This is a genomic window from Aminobacter sp. Piv2-1 (genome assembly GCF_037625995.1).
GTDB lineage: Bacteria > Pseudomonadota > Alphaproteobacteria > Rhizobiales > Rhizobiaceae > Aminobacter.
The window spans coordinates 388,495-408,658 of record NZ_JARKMU010000004.1 but is presented as its reverse complement, the minus strand read 5'-3'; the positions used below and the strand labels follow the sequence as shown (position 1 = coordinate 408,658).

The 20,164-nt window shown below is 64.3% G+C and carries 21 protein-coding genes; 11 read left to right on the top strand and 10 right to left on the bottom strand.

The features are described 5' to 3' along the window. Window positions 1–44 precede the first annotated feature (44 nt). Genes AmiPiv_RS10215 through AmiPiv_RS10190 form a run of 6 tightly spaced genes read left to right on the top strand, consistent with a single transcriptional unit; the run spans window position 45 to window position 3,373 of the window. Window positions 45–362, top strand: coding sequence for a hypothetical protein (locus tag AmiPiv_RS10215; protein WP_340037292.1), 318 nt, complete (start codon window positions 45–47; stop codon window positions 360–362). Window positions 363–376: 14 nt separating this feature from the next. Next, the gene (locus AmiPiv_RS10210; protein ID WP_340037291.1) at window positions 377–760 is read left to right on the top strand and encodes a hypothetical protein; all 384 of its coding nucleotides are present in this window, start codon (window positions 377–379) and stop codon (window positions 758–760) included. Between the two features lie 11 nt (window positions 761–771). After that, a complete protein-coding gene (locus tag AmiPiv_RS10205) occupies window positions 772–939 on the top strand; it encodes a hypothetical protein (RefSeq protein ID WP_340037290.1) in 168 nt (55 codons plus the stop codon). Window positions 940–950: 11 nt separating this feature from the next. After that, a complete protein-coding gene (locus tag AmiPiv_RS10200) occupies window positions 951–2,348 on the top strand; it encodes an APC family permease (RefSeq protein ID WP_340037288.1) in 1,398 nt (465 codons plus the stop codon). Window positions 2,349–2,405: 57 nt separating this feature from the next. Then, window positions 2,406–3,101 carry a hypothetical protein gene (locus AmiPiv_RS10195; RefSeq protein ID WP_340037287.1) on the top strand — a complete coding sequence of 232 codons (696 nt, stop codon included), beginning with the start codon at window positions 2,406–2,408 and terminating at the stop codon, window positions 3,099–3,101. Between the two features lie 8 nt (window positions 3,102–3,109). Continuing rightward, entirely contained in the window at window positions 3,110–3,373 is a 264-nt protein-coding gene (locus AmiPiv_RS10190) for a hypothetical protein (RefSeq protein ID WP_340037286.1), read from the top strand. A gap of 4 nt (window positions 3,374–3,377) precedes the next feature. On the opposite strand, the gene AmiPiv_RS10185 is transcribed toward AmiPiv_RS10190, so the two are convergent. Continuing rightward, window positions 3,378–3,722: a hypothetical protein gene (locus tag AmiPiv_RS10185; protein WP_340037285.1), complete on the bottom strand. Its 345-nt coding sequence runs from the start codon at window positions 3,720–3,722 to the stop codon at window positions 3,378–3,380. 239 nt (window positions 3,723–3,961) lie between these two features. Further along, window positions 3,962–5,071, bottom strand: a complete 1,110-nt coding sequence (gene hppD / locus AmiPiv_RS10180) for a 4-hydroxyphenylpyruvate dioxygenase (protein WP_340037284.1) — start codon at window positions 5,069–5,071, stop codon at window positions 3,962–3,964. 125 nt (window positions 5,072–5,196) lie between these two features. Between hppD and AmiPiv_RS10175 the strand changes: the two genes are divergently transcribed. Next, complete coding sequence (locus AmiPiv_RS10175) at window positions 5,197–5,664, top strand: Lrp/AsnC family transcriptional regulator (protein WP_340037283.1); 468 nt, start codon at window positions 5,197–5,199, stop codon at window positions 5,662–5,664. Between the two features lie 275 nt (window positions 5,665–5,939). Continuing rightward, window positions 5,940–6,884, top strand: a complete 945-nt coding sequence (locus tag AmiPiv_RS10170) for an IS110 family transposase (RefSeq protein ID WP_340037282.1) — start codon at window positions 5,940–5,942, stop codon at window positions 6,882–6,884. Window positions 6,885–7,002: 118 nt separating this feature from the next. Here AmiPiv_RS10170 and AmiPiv_RS10165 read toward each other — a convergent pair whose 3' ends face one another. Further along, window positions 7,003–7,458, bottom strand: coding sequence for a MarR family winged helix-turn-helix transcriptional regulator (locus AmiPiv_RS10165; protein ID WP_340037281.1), 456 nt, complete (start codon window positions 7,456–7,458; stop codon window positions 7,003–7,005). An 83-nt stretch (window positions 7,459–7,541) separates the two neighbouring features. Between AmiPiv_RS10165 and hmgA the strand changes: the two genes are divergently transcribed. The 3 genes from hmgA to maiA are packed head-to-tail and all read left to right on the top strand — an operon-like array spanning window position 7,542 to window position 10,559. Further along, window positions 7,542–8,882 carry a homogentisate 1,2-dioxygenase gene (gene hmgA / locus AmiPiv_RS10160; RefSeq protein WP_340037280.1) on the top strand — a complete coding sequence of 447 codons (1,341 nt, stop codon included), beginning with the start codon at window positions 7,542–7,544 and terminating at the stop codon, window positions 8,880–8,882. 20 nt (window positions 8,883–8,902) lie between these two features. Beyond that, window positions 8,903–9,919: a fumarylacetoacetate hydrolase family protein gene (locus AmiPiv_RS10155; protein WP_340037278.1), complete on the top strand. Its 1,017-nt coding sequence runs from the start codon at window positions 8,903–8,905 to the stop codon at window positions 9,917–9,919. 4 nt (window positions 9,920–9,923) lie between these two features. Beyond that, the gene (gene maiA, locus AmiPiv_RS10150) at window positions 9,924–10,559 is read left to right on the top strand and encodes a maleylacetoacetate isomerase (RefSeq protein WP_340037276.1); all 636 of its coding nucleotides are present in this window, start codon (window positions 9,924–9,926) and stop codon (window positions 10,557–10,559) included. Window positions 10,560–10,645: 86 nt separating this feature from the next. Here maiA and AmiPiv_RS10145 read toward each other — a convergent pair whose 3' ends face one another. From AmiPiv_RS10145 to AmiPiv_RS10115, 7 genes are all read right to left on the bottom strand, one after another. Next, the gene (locus AmiPiv_RS10145; RefSeq protein WP_340037275.1) at window positions 10,646–12,658 is read right to left on the bottom strand and encodes a putative 2-aminoethylphosphonate ABC transporter permease subunit; all 2,013 of its coding nucleotides are present in this window, start codon (window positions 12,656–12,658) and stop codon (window positions 10,646–10,648) included. A gap of 1 nt (window position 12,659) precedes the next feature. Beyond that, window positions 12,660–13,820 (bottom strand): putative 2-aminoethylphosphonate ABC transporter ATP-binding protein, encoded by a 1,161-nt coding sequence (locus AmiPiv_RS10140; protein WP_340037274.1) that lies wholly within the window; start codon window positions 13,818–13,820, stop codon window positions 12,660–12,662. A gap of 75 nt (window positions 13,821–13,895) precedes the next feature. Then, window positions 13,896–14,918 carry a putative 2-aminoethylphosphonate ABC transporter substrate-binding protein gene (locus AmiPiv_RS10135; RefSeq protein WP_340037273.1) on the bottom strand — a complete coding sequence of 341 codons (1,023 nt, stop codon included), beginning with the start codon at window positions 14,916–14,918 and terminating at the stop codon, window positions 13,896–13,898. A gap of 265 nt (window positions 14,919–15,183) precedes the next feature. Further along, complete coding sequence (locus tag AmiPiv_RS10130) at window positions 15,184–16,023, bottom strand: DMT family transporter (RefSeq protein WP_340037272.1); 840 nt, start codon at window positions 16,021–16,023, stop codon at window positions 15,184–15,186. Window positions 16,024–16,180: 157 nt separating this feature from the next. Beyond that, window positions 16,181–17,638, bottom strand: a complete 1,458-nt coding sequence (gene phnY / locus AmiPiv_RS10125) for a phosphonoacetaldehyde dehydrogenase (RefSeq protein ID WP_340037271.1) — start codon at window positions 17,636–17,638, stop codon at window positions 16,181–16,183. Window positions 17,639–17,651: 13 nt separating this feature from the next. After that, a complete protein-coding gene (gene phnA, locus AmiPiv_RS10120; RefSeq protein ID WP_340037270.1) occupies window positions 17,652–18,908 on the bottom strand; it encodes a phosphonoacetate hydrolase in 1,257 nt (418 codons plus the stop codon). A gap of 31 nt (window positions 18,909–18,939) precedes the next feature. Continuing rightward, entirely contained in the window at window positions 18,940–20,142 is a 1,203-nt protein-coding gene (locus AmiPiv_RS10115) for a 2-aminoethylphosphonate--pyruvate transaminase (RefSeq protein ID WP_340037269.1), read from the bottom strand. Window positions 20,143–20,164 lie beyond the last annotated feature (22 nt).

Sequence of the window (20,164 nt, the reverse complement as noted above, 5' to 3'; positions counted from 1 at the left end):
AATTTCCCGCACAATGAAGCCGAAAACGGCCACTGGAGGAGGAAATGGAAGCGACACTAGCTCATCAAGGCGCGGATTCGAGTCTCGACCAGCGCATCGCCAGAATGCACGGACGCGACCGTGCAGGCCTCGTGGCCTTCGTCGTGGTGCTGTGGTGCACCCTGCTGTTCGCCCTGTTCAGCGTCTGGTCCTACATCTCGACACCGGCTATCGGCATCATCCTCGCCGTCGCCGGCGGCCTGGTGCTGGTCTTCAATACGGCGGCGATCGTTGCGATGCTCCGTCACTACGAGGAAGACAAGCACTTCATCTACGGCCTCGACCTCAAGCATCTCGACGAGATGCGCCGGCGCAAGCGCTGAAGGGAGGCGGCAACATGGCTTACCAACCTCCGAAACAAGGCCTTGTTGGGCAGATCTTCGACGTCGTCACGCTTCTGGTGCTGACCGTCGGCGCACTCTACATACCGCTCTACATGGGCCTCGCAGGCGCCGCCAAGGTGCCGAATCCGATCGCCAATCCGACCTGGGAAACGCTCGGCCAGAACGCCACCGAGCAGCAGCAATGGGCAGCGCTCGGCATCACCGATCCGGCAGCCGCCAACGACATCATCACTGCACGCTTCGACTATAGCTTCAGCTGGCCGGCTCTCATCGTCATGGCCGTCCTCGTGATTGGCTACTTCGTCATGGTCGTGCGCCTGTCCGACAGGGAATACCGCGAAGTCATCGAAGAACGCTTCGGCAGCAAGAAGCGCTAGGAGAGGTCGCAATGGATAGCTGGAACATTCTCGAATATGTGGCCTGGGCACTTTCCGCCATGTTCGGCGTCTTGATGCTCATCGACCTCATCCGCATCGATTCCACCTACGACAACGAACTGCTGATCTCCTCTCGCGAAGGCGAGATCGAGGCGACCGCAGAGCGCCACGAGATCTGAGGGGAACAGCGATGGCAAACGTGAATTCAACCGCGGCCGAGCCCGAACGGCTGCAGCTGCTGCGCGTACTCGGCCCGGCCCATATCTGGGCGCTCGGCGTCGGCATCGTGCTGGTCGGCGAATATATGGGCTGGAACTTCTCGATCGGCAAAGGCGGCATGATCGCCGGCCTGATCGCCTGCTGGGTGGCCGGCCTACTCTATACCTGCGTCGCCATGATCGACTCCGAGGTGACCTCGACGGTCGCGGCCGCCGGCGGCCAGTACGCCCAGGCCAAGCACATCGTCGGCCCGCTGATGGCCTTCAACGTCGGCCTGTTCCTGGTCATGGCCTACACCATGCTCGAGGCGGCCAACGCCATCACCGTCGGCTTCCTGCTCGACACGGTGGCAGGCATGCAGGGCCATTCGGGGCTCAACCAGCAGCCCTTCATCATCCTCGCCATCATGTTCCTGGCGTGGCTCAACTATCGCGGCGTGCTGGCGACACTGACCTTCAACCTGGTCATCACTGCAATCGCCTTCCTGGCGATCGTCACGCTGTTCGTGTCGGTGCAGTTCGGCGCATCGGCGGTGCCGCTCGACTTCTCAGCTATCACCTCCGATCCGCTGCCCTATGGCTGGGTCGGCATCGTGGCCTCCCTGCATTTCGGCCTCTGGTACTACCTCGGCATCGAGGGCACCTGCCAGGCGGCCGAAGAAGTGCGCTCGCCCGCCCGCTCGCTGCCCTACGGCACCATGGCCGGCATCATGACGCTGCTGATCGCCGCGACCATGACCTGGTACGTGTCCTCGGGCCTCGTGCCGTGGGAATATCTCGGCCAGGCCGGCACGCCGCTGTTCGACGCTGCCCGCGTCACCGGCAGCACCGGGCTGATGGTCCTGCTGTTCGTCGGCACGGCCTTCGCCACGCTGGCTTCCGCCAACGGCTGCATCAACGACGCCTCGCGCGCCTGGTTCTCGATGGGCCGCGACCGCTACCTGCCGAGCTGGTTCGGAGCGGTGCATCCGGTCTACCGCACGCCATACCGCGCCATTGTGTTCCTGGTGCCGATCGCGCTGATCTTCGCGCTCGGCGCGCCGCTCGACCAGGTCGTGACCTTCTCGATCCTGTCGGGCCTGCTCGGCTACACCTTCATGACCTTCAACATGGTGATGTTCCGCAACAAGTGGCCGCTCGACACGATCAAGCGCGGCTACGTGCATCCGTTCCACCCGCTGCCGACGATCGTGCTGCTCATCCTGTGCTCGACCGCCTACTTCGCCGTGTTCCTCGGCTACGGCACGCAGCTCAGCGCGATGATGTGCTTCTACATCGTGGCCTCCCTCTGGTTCCACTTCCGGCGCTACCAGTTCGTGCGCCGCGGCGACCAGTTCACCATGCCCTGGCCGAGACCGCAGGGTTACTGACAACGACGAAACGGCGGCGCATCTCGCGCCGCCGTTCCGCTTTCCGGCGCGCCCCCGATGATCACCACCATCGCCTTTTCCGCTTTCGTCGCCGCATCTTGCGCCTGGATTGGCGTTCGCGCGGCCGGCGATCATCGTGCTGCGCTCGCCGGCCGGCGCGGGCTGCTCGACGCGGCTGCAGAACTCTTCCAAGAGGCCCGCATCAGCCATTCCGCAGACCAGTTTCCGATCCTGGCCGGCCGCCTCGAGGACGGCAGGGCAGCCAAGGTCGAGCTCATCGCCGACACTATGGTGACCCGGCGCCTGCCTCAGCTCTGGTTGCGGGTGACCGTCAGCGAGAATACGGCCAGCGCCAGGCCGTCCATCGGCGCGCTCGCTCGCCCGACCGGCGCCGAATATTATTCAATGGTCCACGACATGCCCGTGTGGATGACGCCGCCCGAAACCGACGCCCCGCTATTGATGCGCGGCGATGGCACCGCGACGCCGCAACAGGCAGCGCGCGTGTCTGCCCTGTTCCGCTCCCTGTTCTCCGACGCGCAGGTGAAGGAGGCGGTAATCACCTCTCGAGGCACGCGCGTGATCCGGCAGGCGGCACAGGGGGAGCGCGGCGCGCATCTGCTGCTGCGCCAGGCCTATTTTTCGCCGGCGGCGATCCCGACCGATCTGGTGCGCCAGTCGATCGCCGAAGCCGAGACGCTGGGCGCGGTCCTGGCCGACGAGCCGGCCAACCCCATCTGCGAAGCCGCATGAGGATGCCCATGGCCAAGCCGATCAATCCCTATCTGGTGCTGGCGCTGGCGATCATCCTGCCAGGTGCTGGCCATGTCGCGGTGCGCAATGCCATGCGCGGGCTGATCTTCGCGTTCTTCGTCGTCTTCTTCTCCGTGCTGACCTATGTGACGACCACGCCAGAGCAATCCTTCATCGGCCGCCACGCCGGCGGGCTGTTCGTCTGGGCACTTTCGATCCCCGACGCCTACCGCCGTGCGCGGGTGCGCGCCGTCACGGCTCCCAAGGCCTGATCTCTCAGCCGGGCAAACGGCAGTCGCCGCATTCGGCCAGGGCGTCGAGATCGCCTGCGTTGGGACAGAAACTGCGATAGGAAGCCTCGAACTCTCCGGCCGCAAGCTCGGCGCTGCAACGGCTGCGCTCGGGGCAGAGCATGCAGGTCCGGCCCATGTCGCGGCTCCATTCCGGGTAGCGGTTCTCGAAAACCTCGGCGTCGATGCCTCTGGACTTCATCGCCTCGGGCAGCAGGAGCTTCGAGGCAAAGGCATGGCCCATCGCCCCTTTGAACTCCGCCTGCGACAGCCCGCATTCGGCGAGCACGCGCCCGCCCTCGTCGCGACCGAGCGCCTCGATCTCGGTCAACGCGGCACGGCGCCGACGCCAATCCTGAAAGCCGAGCACGGCCGAGTGCCAGAGTTCGTGAGCCTGCGGAACGATACCCATTGCTGCTGCCTCCCGTAGCATGTGAGACCTGTCGACGGGCACAACTGTTGCAGGCCCGGCGGTGGCATTCCTTGTCCTGGATCAACCTTGCAAGAAGAAAGAAAAAGGCGGATCGCCTCGCAGCAATCCGCCCCTCAAGAGGGTTCCGATGTCGCCGCTCAGGCGGCAGTCTGCGAGATCACGCCGCGGCGGATCTGGTCTTCCTCGATGGATTCGAACAGCGCGCGGAAATTGCCTTCGCCGAAGCCCTCGTCGCCCTTGCGCTGGATGAACTCGAAGAAGATCGGTCCGATGACGGTCTTCGAGAAGATCTGCAGCAGGATCTTGGTCGTGCCGCCGTCGACGACGCCTTCGCCGTCGATCAGGATGCCGTGCTTCTTCATGCGCTCGATCGGTTCGTCATGGCCGTGTACGCGGCCGTGCGACTTCTCGTAATAGGTGTCGGGCGGGCCGGGCATGAACTTGAGGCCCTTGCCGGCGATCCTGTCGGTGGCGGCATAGATGTCGTCGCTGCCGACGGCGATGTGCTGGATGCCTTCGCCGTTGTACTTGCGCAGGTATTCCTCGATCTGGCTGGTGTCGTCCTTGGACTCGTTCAGCGGGATGCGAATCTTGCCGCAGGGCGAGGTGATGGCGCGGCTGACGAGGCCGGTGATGCGGCCGTCGATGTTGAAGAAGTGGATCTGCTTGAAGCCGAACAGCTCGCGGTAGAAGTCCCACCATTTGTCCATGTTGCCGCGATAGACATTGTGGGTCAGGTGGTCGAGGAAATAGAAGCCGACGCCCTCGGGCTTCGGGTCGCGCTCGCCGAGCCATTCGAAATCGGCCTCATAGGCCGAGCCCTTGTCGCCGTACTTGTCGACGAAATAAAGCAGCGAGCCGCCGATGCCGACGATGGCCGGCACGTCGAGCGCCTTGTCGGTTCCTGTGTAGGGGGTGGCCCCCTTCGACACTGCATGATCGAAGGCATGCTTGGCATCGACCACGCGCCAGGCCATCGAGGCAGCACAGGGGCCATGCTCGTCGACGAAGCGCATGGCATGGCTGCCCGGCTCGGCGTTGACGATGTAGTTGATGTCGCCCTGGCGCCAGACGGTGATCTTCTTGGTCTTGTGGCGGGCGACCGGCTGATAGCCCATGCGGGTGAAAAGCTCTTCCAGCTTCTCGGGCTCGGGGTGCGCGAACTCGACGAATTCGAAGCCGTCGGTGCCGGCGGGGTTGTCGGCGCTGATCCTGGCCGGCGGCGCATCGTGCGGGAACGGACCCATGGCTTATCCTCCTCAGAAATGGGGTAACGCATATTGTGCTCCCGATTTCATGCAATGTGCTTGCATTTTGGGCTCATATGGGCCGATCTATGCGCGGAACGTGCATGGATGAGGAGATACATGCAATGAATGAGGCGCTCGACCAGTTCGACCTCAAGATCCTGCGCGAACTGCAGCTCGACGGCCGCCTGACCAACAACGAGCTGTCGGAGAAGATCGCGCTATCGGCCTCGCAATGCTCGCGCCGGCGCGCCCGGCTGGAGGCAGAGGGCTTCATCCGCGGCTACCAGGCGATGCTCGACCGCGAGCGGCTGGGTCTCGACCTGCTTGTGATCATCTCGGTGACGCTCGCCACCCACAACCGCGACAACGCCCAGCGTTTCGCCCGCTTGGTCAACGACCTGCCCGAGGTGCTCGAGGCCTATTCGCTGACCGGCGAGATGGACTACCACATCAAGGTCGCGGTGCGCGGCCTGTCGGACCTGTCGCGCTTCGTCAACGAAGTGCTCTTGCCGCACGATTCCGTGCAGCATGTGAAGACGGCGATCGTGCTGAACACACTGAAGCAGTTCGGGCCACTGCCGATCGGGTAGGGGGCCAGTGTTGCCGTCCAGCGTTGGCGGTTGGTTGGCGGAGGCACCTCAGTAGCCCTTGCATTAGCGGTCTGTGTGAAGGTGGTTCATCCTGAGGGATGCCGCGACCTGGATGACGGTCCAGGTCGCGGCGACGGCGATGGATCGTGGTAGCCCTATTCGGATCGCCTTTTGGCGTTCGGAGTGGCCATGAGCGTGATCGTCGCCGTCTCTTCATCGGGCCCGGATGGTTGATTGAACCGTGGGTTCGCATCGCAAGGATGGGGACGAGGAAGATGAGACAATCTATCATGCCCGTGGCTGGAATCGATACGGGCAAGGCGTTTCTGGATCTGGCGGTCATTCCTGGCGGAGCGGCGTTTCGGGTCGGCAATGACCCGCAAGGTTGGCGCGAGGCGATCGAGCGGCTGCAGCGTGCGGGGGTGGAGCGGGTCGGCATTGAGGCGAGTGGCGGCTATGAACGCGGTGCGATCGTAGCCCTGGAGCAAGTCGGGCTGGCGGTTGTCCGGCATCAACCGGCACAGATTCGCCTGTTCGCCCGAATGCGCCTGCAAAGGGCCAAGAACGACCGGATCGACGCACAGGTGATCGCTGCCTTTACCGCCTTGGTCCATCCCCAGCGTCCACCGGCCGATCCCCGGCTGCAGGCTCTGGGCGATCATCTGGTCTATATCGAGCAACTGGGCGAGGATATTGCGCGGCTCAAGACCCGGCTGGAGTACCAGCATGATGAGCGGCTTGCGGAGCTGATCAAGACCGATATTGCCCTGCTCAAGCGACGCCAGGCGGTAGAGCGGGGCATGCTGGAGGCAGCGGTGCGTCTGGAGGCAGTCTTGTCGAGGCGGCTTGATCTGCTGCTCTCGGTCCCAGGCATCGGTCTGCCCACCGCCCTGGTCCTGATGATCCAGATGCCCGAACTGGGCAGTATCACGCGCGAGCAAGCGGCTGCCCTGATCGGGTTGGCTCCGTTCGACCGCGACAGCGGCCAGCATCGCGGTCAGCGCCATATCGCCGGTGGGCGAGCCCGTCCTCGAAAGGCCCTCTACGCTGCCGCTCTACCTACCGCCTTCCGATGGAATCGCCAGCTCGTAGCTTTCTACCGTCGCCTCCGGGCCAACGGCAAAGCACATAAACAAGCCCTCGTCGCCTGTGCCAGAAAGCTCGTCATCTTTGCCAATACCGTGCTCGCCAGAAATACCCCGTGGCAAATCCAAAACTAATGGTTGCTCATGGTGAGCCTGTCGAACCACGAGGGCTACTGCAATGTGTTCGCCAATCTTCAGTCGCTGGAGTTGGTGAAGGCGGTTGCAGAAGGAAGAGCGCAATGGACTGCAACCCCTACCGCCGCCCCTTCGCCCCTGCCAGCAGCGCCCGCTCGACGTCGGCCAGCCCCGCCTCGATGCGTGCGATGGCACCCTTGCCGAGCGCGGCTTCGAGGCTTGCCTGATAGGTTTGGGCGAGGTCAGCTATCTCGCGATAGGCCTTGAGGCCGGCGGCGGTGAGTTCGAGGTGCTCGACGCGGCGGTCGGTTTCGTTCTCCCGGCGCTTCAGCCAGCGGCGCTCCTCGAGGGCGGCGACGGCGCGGCTGACCTTGGTCTTGTGCATATTGGAATGGGTGCCGATCTCGGTCGCGGTCATGCGGCCGACGCTGCCAAGGGCTGCGAGCGCGCGCCATTCCGGCCGCGTCATCTGGAAGCGCTGCTTGTACTCCCTGGAAAAGCTCAGGCTGATCAGCTCCGCCGCCCGGTTCAGGCGGTAGGGCAGGAAGCTTTCGAGATCGAAGCTGTCGGGCATCTGAAGCCTTTGATAGTTACAAAATCGACGGTTACACTTGTAACCATCTCGACGTTCCCACGTCCTTCAGGGAGGTGCAAGACATGCTGGACAAGACCATCACGCAAGCGGCGATGGCCGGCTACATGCCGGGCTTCGGCAACGACTTCGAGACCGAGGCGCTGCCCGGCGCGCTGCCGCAGGGCCAGAACAGCCCGCAGAAGTGCAACTACGGCCTCTATGCCGAGCAACTGTCGGGCTCGCCTTTCACCGCGCCGCGCGGCACCAACGAGCGCTCGTGGCTCTACCGCATCCGCCCGAGCGTGCGGCACACCAAGCGCTTTTCCAACGCCAGCTACCCGCACTGGAAGACTGCCCCCTGTCTGGACGACCACTCGCTGCCGCTCGGCCAGCTGCGCTGGAACCCGCTGCCGGAGCCCAGGGAGAAGCTCAACTTCATCCAGGGCATCCGCACCATGACGACGGCCGGCGACGCGATGACCCAGGTCGGCATGGCAGCGCACGCCTACATATTCAACGCCGACATGGTGGACGACTATTTCTTCAACGCCGACGGCGAGCTGATGGTCGTGCCGCAGGTCGGCACCATCCGCATCTTCACCGAGATGGGCATCATCGACGTCGAGCCGTCGGAGCTCTGCCTCGTGCCGCGCGGCATGATGTTCAAGGTGTCGCGCCTCGGCGACGCTGCCTTCCACCGCGGCTACATCTGCGAGAACTACGGCGCGAAGTTCACGCTGCCGGATCGTGGTCCGATCGGCGCCAACTGCCTTGCCAATCCGCGCGACTTCAAGACGCCGGTCGCCGCCTTCGAGGACAAGGAGACGGCCTGCCGCGTGCACGTCAAATGGTGCGGCAAGTTCTACGTCACCGAGATCGGACACTCGCCGCTCGACGTCGTCGCCTGGCACGGCAACTATGCGCCGTTCAAATACGACCTCAGGACGTTCTCGCCCGTCGGCGCCATCCTGTTCGACCACCCGGACCCGTCGATCTTCACGGTTTTGACCGCGCCGTCGGGCGAGGAGGGCACGGCCAATGTCGACTTCGTCATCTTCCCGCCGCGCTGGCTGGTGGCCGAGCACAGCTTCCGTCCGCCCTGGTACCACCGCAACATCATGAGCGAGTTCATGGGCCTGATCCATGGCCAATACGACGCCAAGGAGGAGGGCTTCGTGCCCGGAGGCATGAGCCTGCACAACATGATGCTGCCGCACGGGCCTGATGCGATGGGCTTCGAAAAGGCCTCGAATGTCGAGCTCAAGCCTGTCAAGCTCGACCAGACCATGGCCTTCATGTTCGAGACCCGCTTTCCCCAGCAGCTGACGAAGTTCGCCGCCGAACTGGAGACGCTGCAGGACAACTACATCGAGTGCTGGGACGGACTTGAGCGCAAGTTCGACGGCACGCCCGGTATCAAGTGAAGCATCAAGTGAGGACATAGATGAAGCTCGCCACGCTGAAGGACTCCACCCGCGACGGCCGGCTGGTCGTGGTGTCGAAAGACCTCACCCGCTGCTCGGAGGTGGGCCATATCGCCCGCACCTTGCAGGCGGCGCTCGACGATTGGGCCCATGTCGGCCCGCGCCTCGCCAATGTCGCCGAGGGCATCGAGACCGGCTCGCAGCCGACCATGCGCTTCCATGAGCACGACGCCACCTCGCCGCTGCCGCGCGCCTATCAGTGGGCCGATGGCTCGGCCTATGTGAACCATGTCGAGCTGGTCCGGAAGGCGCGGGGTGCCGAGATGCCCGACAGCTTCTGGACGGATCCGTTGATGTACCAGGGCGGCTCGGACTCCTTCCTCGGGCCGCGCGATGCGATCGTCATGGCCGACGAGGCCTGGGGCATCGACCTCGAGGGCGAAGTCGCCGTCATCGTCGACGACGTGCCGATGGGCGCCAGCCGCGACGAGGCCCATGCCGCGATCCGGCTCGTCATGCTGGTCAACGACGTGTCGCTGCGCGGCCTGATCCCGGCCGAGCTTGCCAAGGGGTTCGGCTTCTTCCAGTCGAAGCCGTCGACGGCGTTTTCGCCGGTGGCGGTGTCGCCTGACGAGCTCGGCGATGCCTGGCATCGCGGCAAGCTGCACCTGCCGTTGATGGTCTCGCTCAACGGCAAGCCGTTCGGCCGGGCCAATGCGGGTGTCGACATGACCTTCGATTTCGCCACGCTGGTCGCCCACGCGGCAAAAACGCGGCCGCTGGTCGCCGGTTCGATCATCGGCTCGGGCACCGTCTCCAATAAGCTTGACGGCGGGGCCGGCAAGCCGGTTGCCGAAGGCGGCGCCGGCTATTCCTGCATCGCCGAGATCAGGACCGTCGAAACGCTGGAGAAGGGCGAGCCGAAGACCCCGTTCCTTAAGTTCGGCGATCAGGTGCGAATCGAAATGCACGATCGTACCGGCCACTCGATCTTCGGCGCCATCGAGCAGACCGTGACGAAATACGAGAAGGCCTGAGCATATGAGCGAGACGGTCCTGTTCGACTACTGGCGCTCGTCGGCCAGCTACCGCGTGCGCATCGCGCTTCACATGCTGGGGGAGGAGTTTCGCTCCGTGTCGGTCGATTTGCTGGCCAAGAGCCAGAAGTCGCCGGAGCATCTGGCGCGCAATCCGCAGGGGCTGGTGCCGGTGCTCGACATCGACGGCCACGCCTTCACCCAGTCGCTGGCGATCATCGAATATCTCGACGAGACCCGGCATGTGGGTTTCCTGCCGTCCGATCCGATCGGCCGCCATCGCGTGCGCCAGTTGTCCTATGCCATCGCCATGGAGATCCACCCCGTCTGCAATACCGGCGTCATCGCCGAGCTGATGCGCCTGGCATCTGATGGTGAGGCAGCGCGCGATGCCTGGATGCGGAAGTTCATCGGCGACGGCCTGGGCGCCTTCGAAAAGCTGCTCGACAACCCGGCCACAGGTGCGTTCTGCCATGGCGACAGCCCGACCATGGCCGACATCTGCCTGGTGCCGCAGGTCTACAATGCCCGGCGCTGGAACGTCGACATTTCGGACTTGCCGAGGGTGCTGGAGATTTCAGGCCGCTGCGAGGGCCTGGAGGCTTTTGCCAGGGCGCATCCGGACCGGGCCAAGGGCTGACGGGCAGCTTAGCCGGGGAGCGAGTACCCCTCCCCACAAGGGGGAGGGGTTAGGGGTGGGGGTATCCAGCAATCAAGATTGCTGAACTACCGTGCCCGCCAGGCCTGCGTCCGCTTGATCAGCACCCGCGACAGGAACAGGTGGATCAGGCGGGCGGCGGCGTTGGTGTAGAAGATCATCATCGCCATGGCCGCAGCGGGCGCCACGTCGCCGGCGTCGTCCATGTTGAGCACCGCGACCGACGCCAGGGTCGTGTCCTTGGAATAGAGGAACACCACCGCCGACACCGTCGTCATGGCGTTGACGAACATGTAGATCGAGATGTCGAGGATTGCCGGCAGGCAGACCGGCACGGTGACGCGCGCAAACAGCTTGTAGAAGGGCTGCTTGAGCGAGGCCGCCACCGGCTCGAATTCCTGGTCGATCTGCTTCAGCGCCGTCAGCGCGGTCAGGTGTCCCACCGTGTAGAAGTGGGTGATGGTGCAGACCACCAGGATGGTCATGGTGCCGTAGATGGCGTGCAGCGGATTGGCCGGGTCGTTGAAGAAGAAGATATAGGCGAGGCCGAGCACCATGCCGGGCACCGCCATCGGCAGCATGGCGAGGAACTGGAACGCGGTGCGCCCGCTGCGGAAGCCGTCGGTCTTCTCGACCATGTAGGCGCCGACGAAGATGATGACCGTGCCGACGACTGCCGTCAGCGCCGCCAGCCGGATCGAGTTGTAGTAGGAGCCCCAGCCGCCGCCATCCATGCGGTCGAAGGCGAAGTGCTTGAAGCTGAGGCTGAGGTCATAAGGCCAGAGCTTGACCAGGGCGGCGAACTGGCTGGTGACCATGATGCCGACGATGAAGACGGCGATCAGCGAGCACCAGGCGAGGCACAGCGTGTCGAAGCCGCGGTTGGGCTTGGGCTGGTAGGGCACCGAACGCGCCGACAGCAGTGCCACCTGCTTCTTGGTCACCATGCGGTCGACGATGAAAGCGGCGATTGCCGGGATGAGCAGGATGACGGAGACCACCGCGCCCATCTCGAAATTCTGCTGGCCGATGACCTGCTTGTAGATGTCGACGGCAAGCACATTGTACTGGCCGCCGATCACCTTGGGCAGGCCGAAGTCGGTGATGACGAGGGTGAAGACGACGAAGGCCGCCGAGATCAGGCCGTAGCGCGCGCCCGGAATGGTGACCGTCCAGAAGGTGCGCCAGCGGCTGGCGCGCAGCGACGCGGCTGCCTCGTAGTGGCGCTGGTCGGAGATGGCGAGCGCCGTCGAAATGATGATCATCGCATGCGGGAAGGCAAAGAAGATCGAGCCGACGACGATGCCGAGCGGGCCGTAGATCGAGGCCCCCATCAACAGGTCCTTGAGCATGCCCTGGTTGCCGAACAGGTAGATCAGCGCGATGCCAGGCAACAGCGACGGCACCAGGATCGGCACCATGGCGACGAGCTTGAAGGCGTCCTTGAAGCGCATGCAGCTGCGGTTCAGCGCATAGGCGAAGCCGAAGGCGAGGCCCACCGTGACGACGGTGCTGATCAGGGCGATGAAGACCGAGTTCTCGATCGAGCGGAACAGCGTCGGCGTCGAGAAATAGGCGGCGTAGTTTTCAAGCCCGAGCGCGCGTGTCGGCCGCAGCATCACGCGGCGGAAGTCGTTCGAGGTCAGCTCCTGCCATTCGGTGCCGGACTGCGGCTTAAGGCCGATCAGGTAGGTAGCGTCAGACGTGGTGCCGCGGATCCTGTATTTCACCGGGCTGCGGAAGCTGAAGTCCGGGAACAAGCTGGTCGCCTGCAGGCGCCCGTCCGCATTGGTGGCGAGCTTGGCCGGCGGCAGCGCGTTGAGCTTCTCGTTCAGAGCGGCCGCCGTGATGGGCTCGCCCCAGTTGCCGTCCTTGTCGCTGACCTGGAACTCGAAACTGGCGAGGTTGAAGCTGTAGGTCGAGAACGACTTGGACAGCATGATCGCCAGCGGTGCTGCCAGCGCCACCACCAGGTAGAGCGCGATCACCACCATCAGGCCGCGCTTGATCAGTTCGTCGCGGTCGAGTCTCAAGCGGAGAGCGCGGCCGACGGGCAGGGCAGTATCGATTGCCATCGCCATGTCAGGCGCCCCTGGGATAGATAAGCAGCCGTTCGGCAGGCAGTTCGACCGTCAGCGCCCCGCCCTGCACCAGCGACAGGCGGCGCGCGGCGTTGATGGAGAAGTCGGCGATCAGCGTCTCGTTGCCCAGTGCGTGGCCATGCAGGCGGGTGCGCCAGAACGAGCCCAGGAATTCCATTTTGCTGATGGTGACGTCGATGGCGTTGGCGGCAGCACCGTTGGCGAGCGAGCCCGCTGCATGCGGAATGACGTCCTCCGGCCGGATCGCCGCGGTGACGGGCGCGCCATCGTCGAAGCCGTGGGTGGCGCAATGGAAGGTCGCGGCGCCGAAGCCGACCGCGCCCTTGGCGGCCTTCGCCTGGAACTTGTTGGCCTCGCCGATGAAATCGGCCACGAACAGCGTCGCCGGGTGGCGGTAGATCTCGGTCGGCGTGCCGATCTGCTCGATGACGCCGTGGTTCATCACCACGATGCGATCGGCCATCGACAGCGCTTCTTCCTGGTCGTGGGTGACCATGATGGTGGTGACGCCGAGCTTGCGCTGCAGCTCCTTGATCTCGTGGCGCAGATGCGTGCGCACCTTGGCGTCGAGCGCCGACAGCGGCTCGTCGAGCAGCAGTAGGCCCGGCGAGATGGCGATGGCGCGGGCAAGCGCGATGCGCTGTTGCTGGCCACCGGAGAGCTGGGCCGGGTACTTGTTGCCCTGGTCGGGCAGACCGACGAGCTTGAGCAGCTCAGTGACGCGGGCCTCGATCTCGGCGCGCGGGCGCCTGGTGTTCTCGAGACCGAAGGCGATGTTTCTGGCGATCGTCAGGTTGGGGAACAGCGCGTAGGACTGGAACACGATGCCATAGTCGCGCTGCGACGGCGGCAGGGTGGAAACGTCGCGTCCGCCCTGGTGGATCGAACCGCGCGTCTGCAGGTCGAGGCCGGCGACGGCGCGCAGGAGCGTGGTCTTGCCGCAGCCCGACGGGCCGAGGAAGCAGATGAACTCGCCCTCGCTGATGTCGAGCGAAATGTCCTTCAGCGCATGGAAATCGCCGAAGGCTTTCCAGACGTTTGCGATACTGAGATAGGCTGGCTTCACGTTCAGGCTGGCGGCGGTCATGGCGCTCACTTCAGTCGGAATTCGCGGCTGCCCGGCGAGGGTTTCGTGTCTCATCGTAACCATCCGGCTTGGGGGCAAGGATGCGGGCGCAGCACGAGGCGGCGCCCGCTTGTCGAGGGTGGCTGAAGGTCAGCTCTTCGGCTCGGACTTCGAGTCGTAGCGCTTGGTCCATTCCTCGAGGATGGCGTTGCGTTGGTTGGCCGCCCACTCGAAGTCGTTCTTGATCATCTTGGCTTCGATGTCGGCGGGCAGGTGCGGCACCGGCTTGGCGACGCCAGGCATGGCGACGACCGCATAGCCGACATTGTACATCTCGTTGGCCTTCTTCGAGACAGACCAGTCGAGCAGCGTCTTGGCCGCTTCTTCCTTGGACGTGCCAGCGACGATTGCCGACGCTTCCATGTCCCAGCCGATGCCTTCCTCGGGGATGATGATGTCGATCGGCGCGCCGTCGGCCTTCGACTTGGCGGCGCGGAACTCGAAGGAGATGCCGATCACCGTTTCACCGGCGGCCGCCATCTTGCACGGCTTGGAGCCGGAATGGGTGTAGGCGGCGACGTTCTGGTGCAGGCCGTCCATGTAGGTCCAGCCGTCCTTCTCGCCGAACAGCTGCAGCCAGCTCGATACATCGAGATAGCCGGTGCCCGACGATGCCGGGTTCGGCATCACGACACGGCCCTTGTATTCGGGCTTGGTGAGGTCCTTCCAGCTCTTCGGCGCGGTCAGGCCGAGCTTCTGGCCCTCGACGGTGTTGAAGCAGATCGAGGCCGCCCAGGCATCCATGCCGACCCAGCTGGGCGGGCTGTCGCTGTCGACGAAATTGGGCTTCAGCTGGTCGGCGCCCTTGGGCGCATAGGCTTCCAGCATGCCTTCGGCCTTGAGAACCAGAAGCGAGGTGGCGGCGAGGCCCCAGACCACGTCGGCCTGCGGGTTGTCCTTCTCGGCGAGCAGCTTGGCGGTGATGACGCCGGTCGAGTCGCGGATGAAGTTGAGCTTGATGTCGGGATGGTCCTGGTTGAACGTCTCGGCATAGCGCTTTAGGTCTTCGGCCTCGATGGCCGTGTAGACCGTGAGCTCGGTCTCCGCCCAGGCCGCCGATGACATCAGCATCGTCGCAAAGGCGGCAAGCGCGAAGGTTTTCTTCTGGTTCATTGAAATGGCTCCCATTTGAATCGCTTAGGCACGTTCTGATTGGGAGAGGTCCTGCCGGGTCGCGTTGTCAGCCTGTGCCCGTTTGCGCCTCGTCCATGGTCGATAGTGGGAACGAGGGTTCAATAAGTAAAATCTATTCTTTTTATGATCTGGTAGGCTGAGCTTATGCGATGCACAGGCTTACGACAGGCATATGACAGGGCTGCCGAATGCATGTGCATCGGCAGCCAAATCGATCCGAAAATGCAGGAAACTGTCGCCGGGTTCAGCCGGCGAAGGCAAGCGCGATCACTCCGCAGGCCACGATCACCGCCGAGATGATCCGAGCCGGCCAGGGTCTTTCGCCGAAGATGAACAGACCGATGAGCGCTGCGATGATCACGCTCGATTCACGCACTGCCGACACCGCACCGAGCGGCGCGATGGTCTTGGCGTATATCACCAGGCCATAGGCGGTCACCGCTCCGAGACCGCCTATGAAGCCGAGCAGAACCGTCTTGCCATCAATGTCGAGCGGATCGTGGCGCCTTCGGAAGAGCACGAACAGCGTCACCGGGAATTCGAGCAGGAACAGCCAGCCCATATAGCCGAACGGGCTGTCGGACAGGCGCACGCCGATGCCATCGACGACCGAGTAGGAGGCGATCAACACGCCGTTGATCGCCGCTGCCCCTACCGCACGTGGGTCGGCGTTCGCGGCCCCGCGCTGGAAGGCGAGAAAGGCGATGCCGAAGGTGATGCTCGCAAGCCCTGCCCAGCCCAGCGGCGGCAAGGTTTCGCCAATCAGCACATAAGCGCCGAAGGCAACGAGGGCAGGGGCGAGGCCGCGGGCGATCGGATAGACCTGGCTGAGGTCGCCCAGCCGATAGGACTGGAACAGGAAGACGTAATAGCCGTAGTGGATGATGGTCGAGAGGAAGATGTAGAGCCAGCTCGCCGGGGACGGCGGTGTGGCGAACAGTACCAGCGCGCCCCCCAGCGTTGCATGGGTCGCAGACACGGCGGCAAGCACGATGGCGCGGTCGGTCGCGGCTTTGACCACGGCATTCCAGCTCGCATGCAGGAAGGCTGCCACCAGCACGATGGTGAGCGCGAAACCCGACATGCGATCAGGCTCTCGACGAGGGCAGGCGATCGAGGGAAGGAGGCGGTGTTCCGGTCGAGCACGCCCTAGACGTCGGCAACATTTCCCCTCCACGCAAATGAGGGAGCGCCAGGCTCCCTCATCGACACTCATCTAATTTGCCGGCTCAAGACAAGGCTCAGGCCCAGGGCAAAGAGAAGGTCTTGACGTTGGTGAAGCTCTTCATCGCTTCGATGACGCCTTCCTTGTAGCCGTTGCCCGAGTCCTTGATCCCGCCAAATGGCGACATCTCGATGCGATATCCGGGGACTTCCCAGATATTCACCGTGCCGACCTGCAGGCCGGCGATGTATTTCTGCATGCGGCGGAAGTCGTTGGTGCAGACACCCGACGACAGGCCGAAGGCGGTGGCGTTGGACAGCGCAATCAGCTCGTCGTCATTGTCGGGCGCGCGCACGATCGGGATGATCGGGCCGAAAGTCTCTTCCATGACCAGTTCCGACTTGTGCGGCACGCGGTCGACAACGATCGGCGGCAGCAGAGCGCCCTTGCGGCCGGGGTCGTAAAGCACTTCCGCACCTTCTTCGGCCGCCATGTAGACGCGCTTCTCGAACAGCGTGGCGGCCTTCTCGTTCACCACTGTGCCGAGGTCGGTCGAACGGTCCATCGGGTCGCCGAACCTGAGCTTCTTCGCCCGCTCGAGCACCATCGGCACGAAGCGGTCAGCGACGCTCTCCTGGCACAGGATGCGCTTGACCGCCGTGCAGCGCTGGCCGGAGTTCTTGGTGGCGCCGGCAACGGCCAGATCGGCCGCCTTGGCGAGATCGTCGTCGGAGAGGTCGTTGAGGATAATCAGCGGGTCGTTGCCGCCGAGCTCCAGCACCTGGCGCTTGTAGCCGGCGGTGCGGGCGATCAGCTTGCCCACCGGCACGCCACCGGTGAAGGTGATCAGCTCGATGTTTTCGTTGGTGATCATCTCCGCGCCGATGTCGGCGGGCATGCCCGTCACCACCGACAGCATCTCCGGCGGCAGGCCGGCTTCGTAGAGGATGTCGGCCAGGATCAGCGCCGTCATCGGCGTCAGTTCCGTCGGCTTCACCACCACGCAGTTGTTGGTGGCGATCGCCGGCGCCACCTTGTGGGCCACCATGTTGAGCGGGTGGTTGAACGGCGTGATCGCCGAGATCGCCTTCAGCGGCTCACGGGTGGTGAAGATCTTCCTCGCCTTGCCGTGCGGAGTGAGATCGCAGGAGAAGATCTGGCCGTCGTCCTGGATACACATCTGCGCCGACAGCGTGAACACGTCATAGGCGCGGCCGACCTCATAGAGGGAGTCGGCCTTGGAGATGCCGAGCTCCAGCGTGATGACGTCGGAGATCTCTTCCTTGCGCGCGGCCAGCGCCTCGGCGGTGCGGAACAGGATCTGCTGGCGCTCGTAGCGCGTCAGCTTCGGCTTGTAGTTGGCCGCGATCTCGAAGGCCTGGCGGGCGTGCTCGGCACGCCCAGCCGGCACCGTGCCGATGACGGCATCGGTGTAGGGGTAGTGGACGTTGACGACGCCATCGGCATCGACCTTGCGTCCGGCGATGCGCATCGGCTCGTGGCGCACCTTGAACGTCGTTTCAGCCTTGACCATCGTCGGTCCCTCCTCAGGCCAGCGCTGCCGCCATGGCGGCATAATAGAACGCATCGAAGTTGCGCAGAACCGGCTCGTTGGGCAGCGTCTCAAGCTTGCGGTTGACGATGAACGGCACCGCCTGCTCGGTCAGGCCGCCATGCGAGCGCAGCGGTTCGTTGAGGGCGGCGAGATCGTGGCGATGCTCGCTGGTGCCGATGGTCTTGTTCTCCGACGACACCAGAACGATGTCGCCGATGCGGTCGGAAGGCAGCTCGAAGCGCTCGCAGGCGGTGGCGTTGTCGATGACCACGTCGATGCCGTCGATGGCGGCGAGACGCTTCATGATATCGGCCTGGTCGGCGCCCTCGGGCAGGTAGGCGGTGGCGAACGAACCGAGCGCGCCGTGATGGACGACGTAGGGGTCGGTGATCGGCAGGATGACGCGGGCGGCGTCCTTGCCCAGCCACTGGTCGAGCACGTCCTGGACATAGATCACGTCGGGCGACCCGTCAGCCTTGTGCTTGGGCTTCATGCCGTGATCGGCGGTGATCACGATGGCCGCACCAAGCGCGTCGAGTTCGCCGAGATACTTGTCGAACATCTCGTAGAAGGCGTTGGCCTGGGGCACGCCGGGCGCATATTTGTGCTGCACGTAGTCGGTTGTGGTCAGGTACATCACGTCAGGCTTGAATTCCTTCAGCAGCTTGACGCCGGCGGCAAAGACGAACTCCGACAGTTCGGCCGAATAGACCTCTGGCACCGGCTTGCCGAGCCAGGCCGAGGCATTGTCAATGCCGTGTTCGGCCTTGGTCGAAACATCGGATTTCTCCGAGGAGAAGCAGATGGCGCGGCCTTCGTCGAACTTCAGGCCGCTGCCCAGAAGCGCCCGCAGCTTGTCCTTGGCGGTGACCACGGCAACCCGGGCGCCGGCATCGTAGAAGGCCTGGAAGACGGTCGGCGCGCGCAGGAAGCGCGGGTCGTTCATCATCACTTCCTTGCCGGTCTCGCGCTCGTAAAGGTAGTTGCCGCAGATGCCGTGGACAGCCGGCGGCCGGCCGGTGGCGATCGACAGGTTGTTGGGGTTGGTGAAGCTCGGAATGACGCTGTGTGCGGTACGCTCGGTGCCCTTGGCGCGGATCTTCACCAGGGAAGGCATCAGGCCGGCCTTGATCGCCTCGTCGAGATAGGCCGGCTCGCAGCCGTCGAGGCAGATGGCAATTGCCGGCACGCGCGGCCATTCGTAGGTGCGGCCGTTGGCGCTGACGTTGATCGTGGTCATCTTGTTCATGGGAGGAAGGTCCTTTGTAATCTTCTTGTTGTCAGGCGGCGAGCTTGGCGCGCTCGGCGATTGCTGCGGCAGGCGGTGCCGCGGTGTCGACGCCCATTTCGCGCAGTGACTGGCCGGCGGCATCGACCACCTTGCGCATGACGTGCTCGTCCATCCGCCCGATGCAGCCGACGCGGAAGCTGTCCACCACCGTCAGCTTGCCCGGATAGATGATGAAGCCCTTTTCCTTCATCAGCTCGTAGAAGCGGTCGAAGGCGAAGTCCGGATGGGCCGGGCAGAAGAAGGTGACGATAATCGGCGACAGCCAGCGGTCCTTGAGCAGCGTCTCGAAGCCGAGGTCGCGCATGCCTGCCACCATCACGTCGCGGTTGCGGGTGTAGCGCGCGCCGCGGCCGGCGACGCCGCCTTCGGCATCATGCTGGCGCAGCGCCTCTAGGAAGGCGGCAACCACATGCGTCGGCGGCGTGTAGCGCCACTGGCCGGTCTTGTTCATGTGCGCCCACTGGGCATGCACGTCGAGGCTGAGCGAATGGCTGCGGCCCTTGGCGGCTTCCAGCTCGCTCTTGCGGGCGATGATGAAGCCGAAGCCGGGCACGCCCTCGATGCACTTGTTGGCCGAGGAGACCATTGCCTCGTAGCGGATCTCGCCGACATTGAGCGGGATGGCGCCGAAGGCGCTCATCGAGTCGACCAGGAACTTGCGGCCCTTGGCGTAGACCACCTCGGAAATCTCGGCGACCGGATTGAGGATGCCGGAGCTGGTCTCGCAATGGACCAGGATGACGTGGGTAATGGCGGGGTCGGCGTCGAGGGCCTTGGCAACCTCGTCGCCGCGCGGCGGCATGTAGTCGCCCTTGTCGATGGCGACATGGTCGCGGCCGAGATAGCCGAGCGTCTGGACGATGCGCTGGCCATATGCACCGTTGACCAGCACCAGGGCCTTGCCGTCACGCGGCACGAAAGAGCCGAGCATGGCCTCCACGGCGAAGCTGCCGGAGCCCTGCATCGGCACGCAGTCGAACTCGTTTTTGGCGTCGCCGAGCATGGCGAGCAGCCGCTGGCGCATCTCCGCCGTCATCGCCCGGAAGTCGCCGTCCCACGAGCCCCAGTCGCGCAGCATCGCCTGCTTGACGGCATAGGAGGTGGTCAGCGGCCCGGGGGTGAGCAGGTAGGGCTCGCCCAGTGCCGGAGCGGGGAAGGGGGCCTGAGCCGCAAGCTTATGTTCGGACAGCATTTTCGTCTCCTCGCCGTCATCC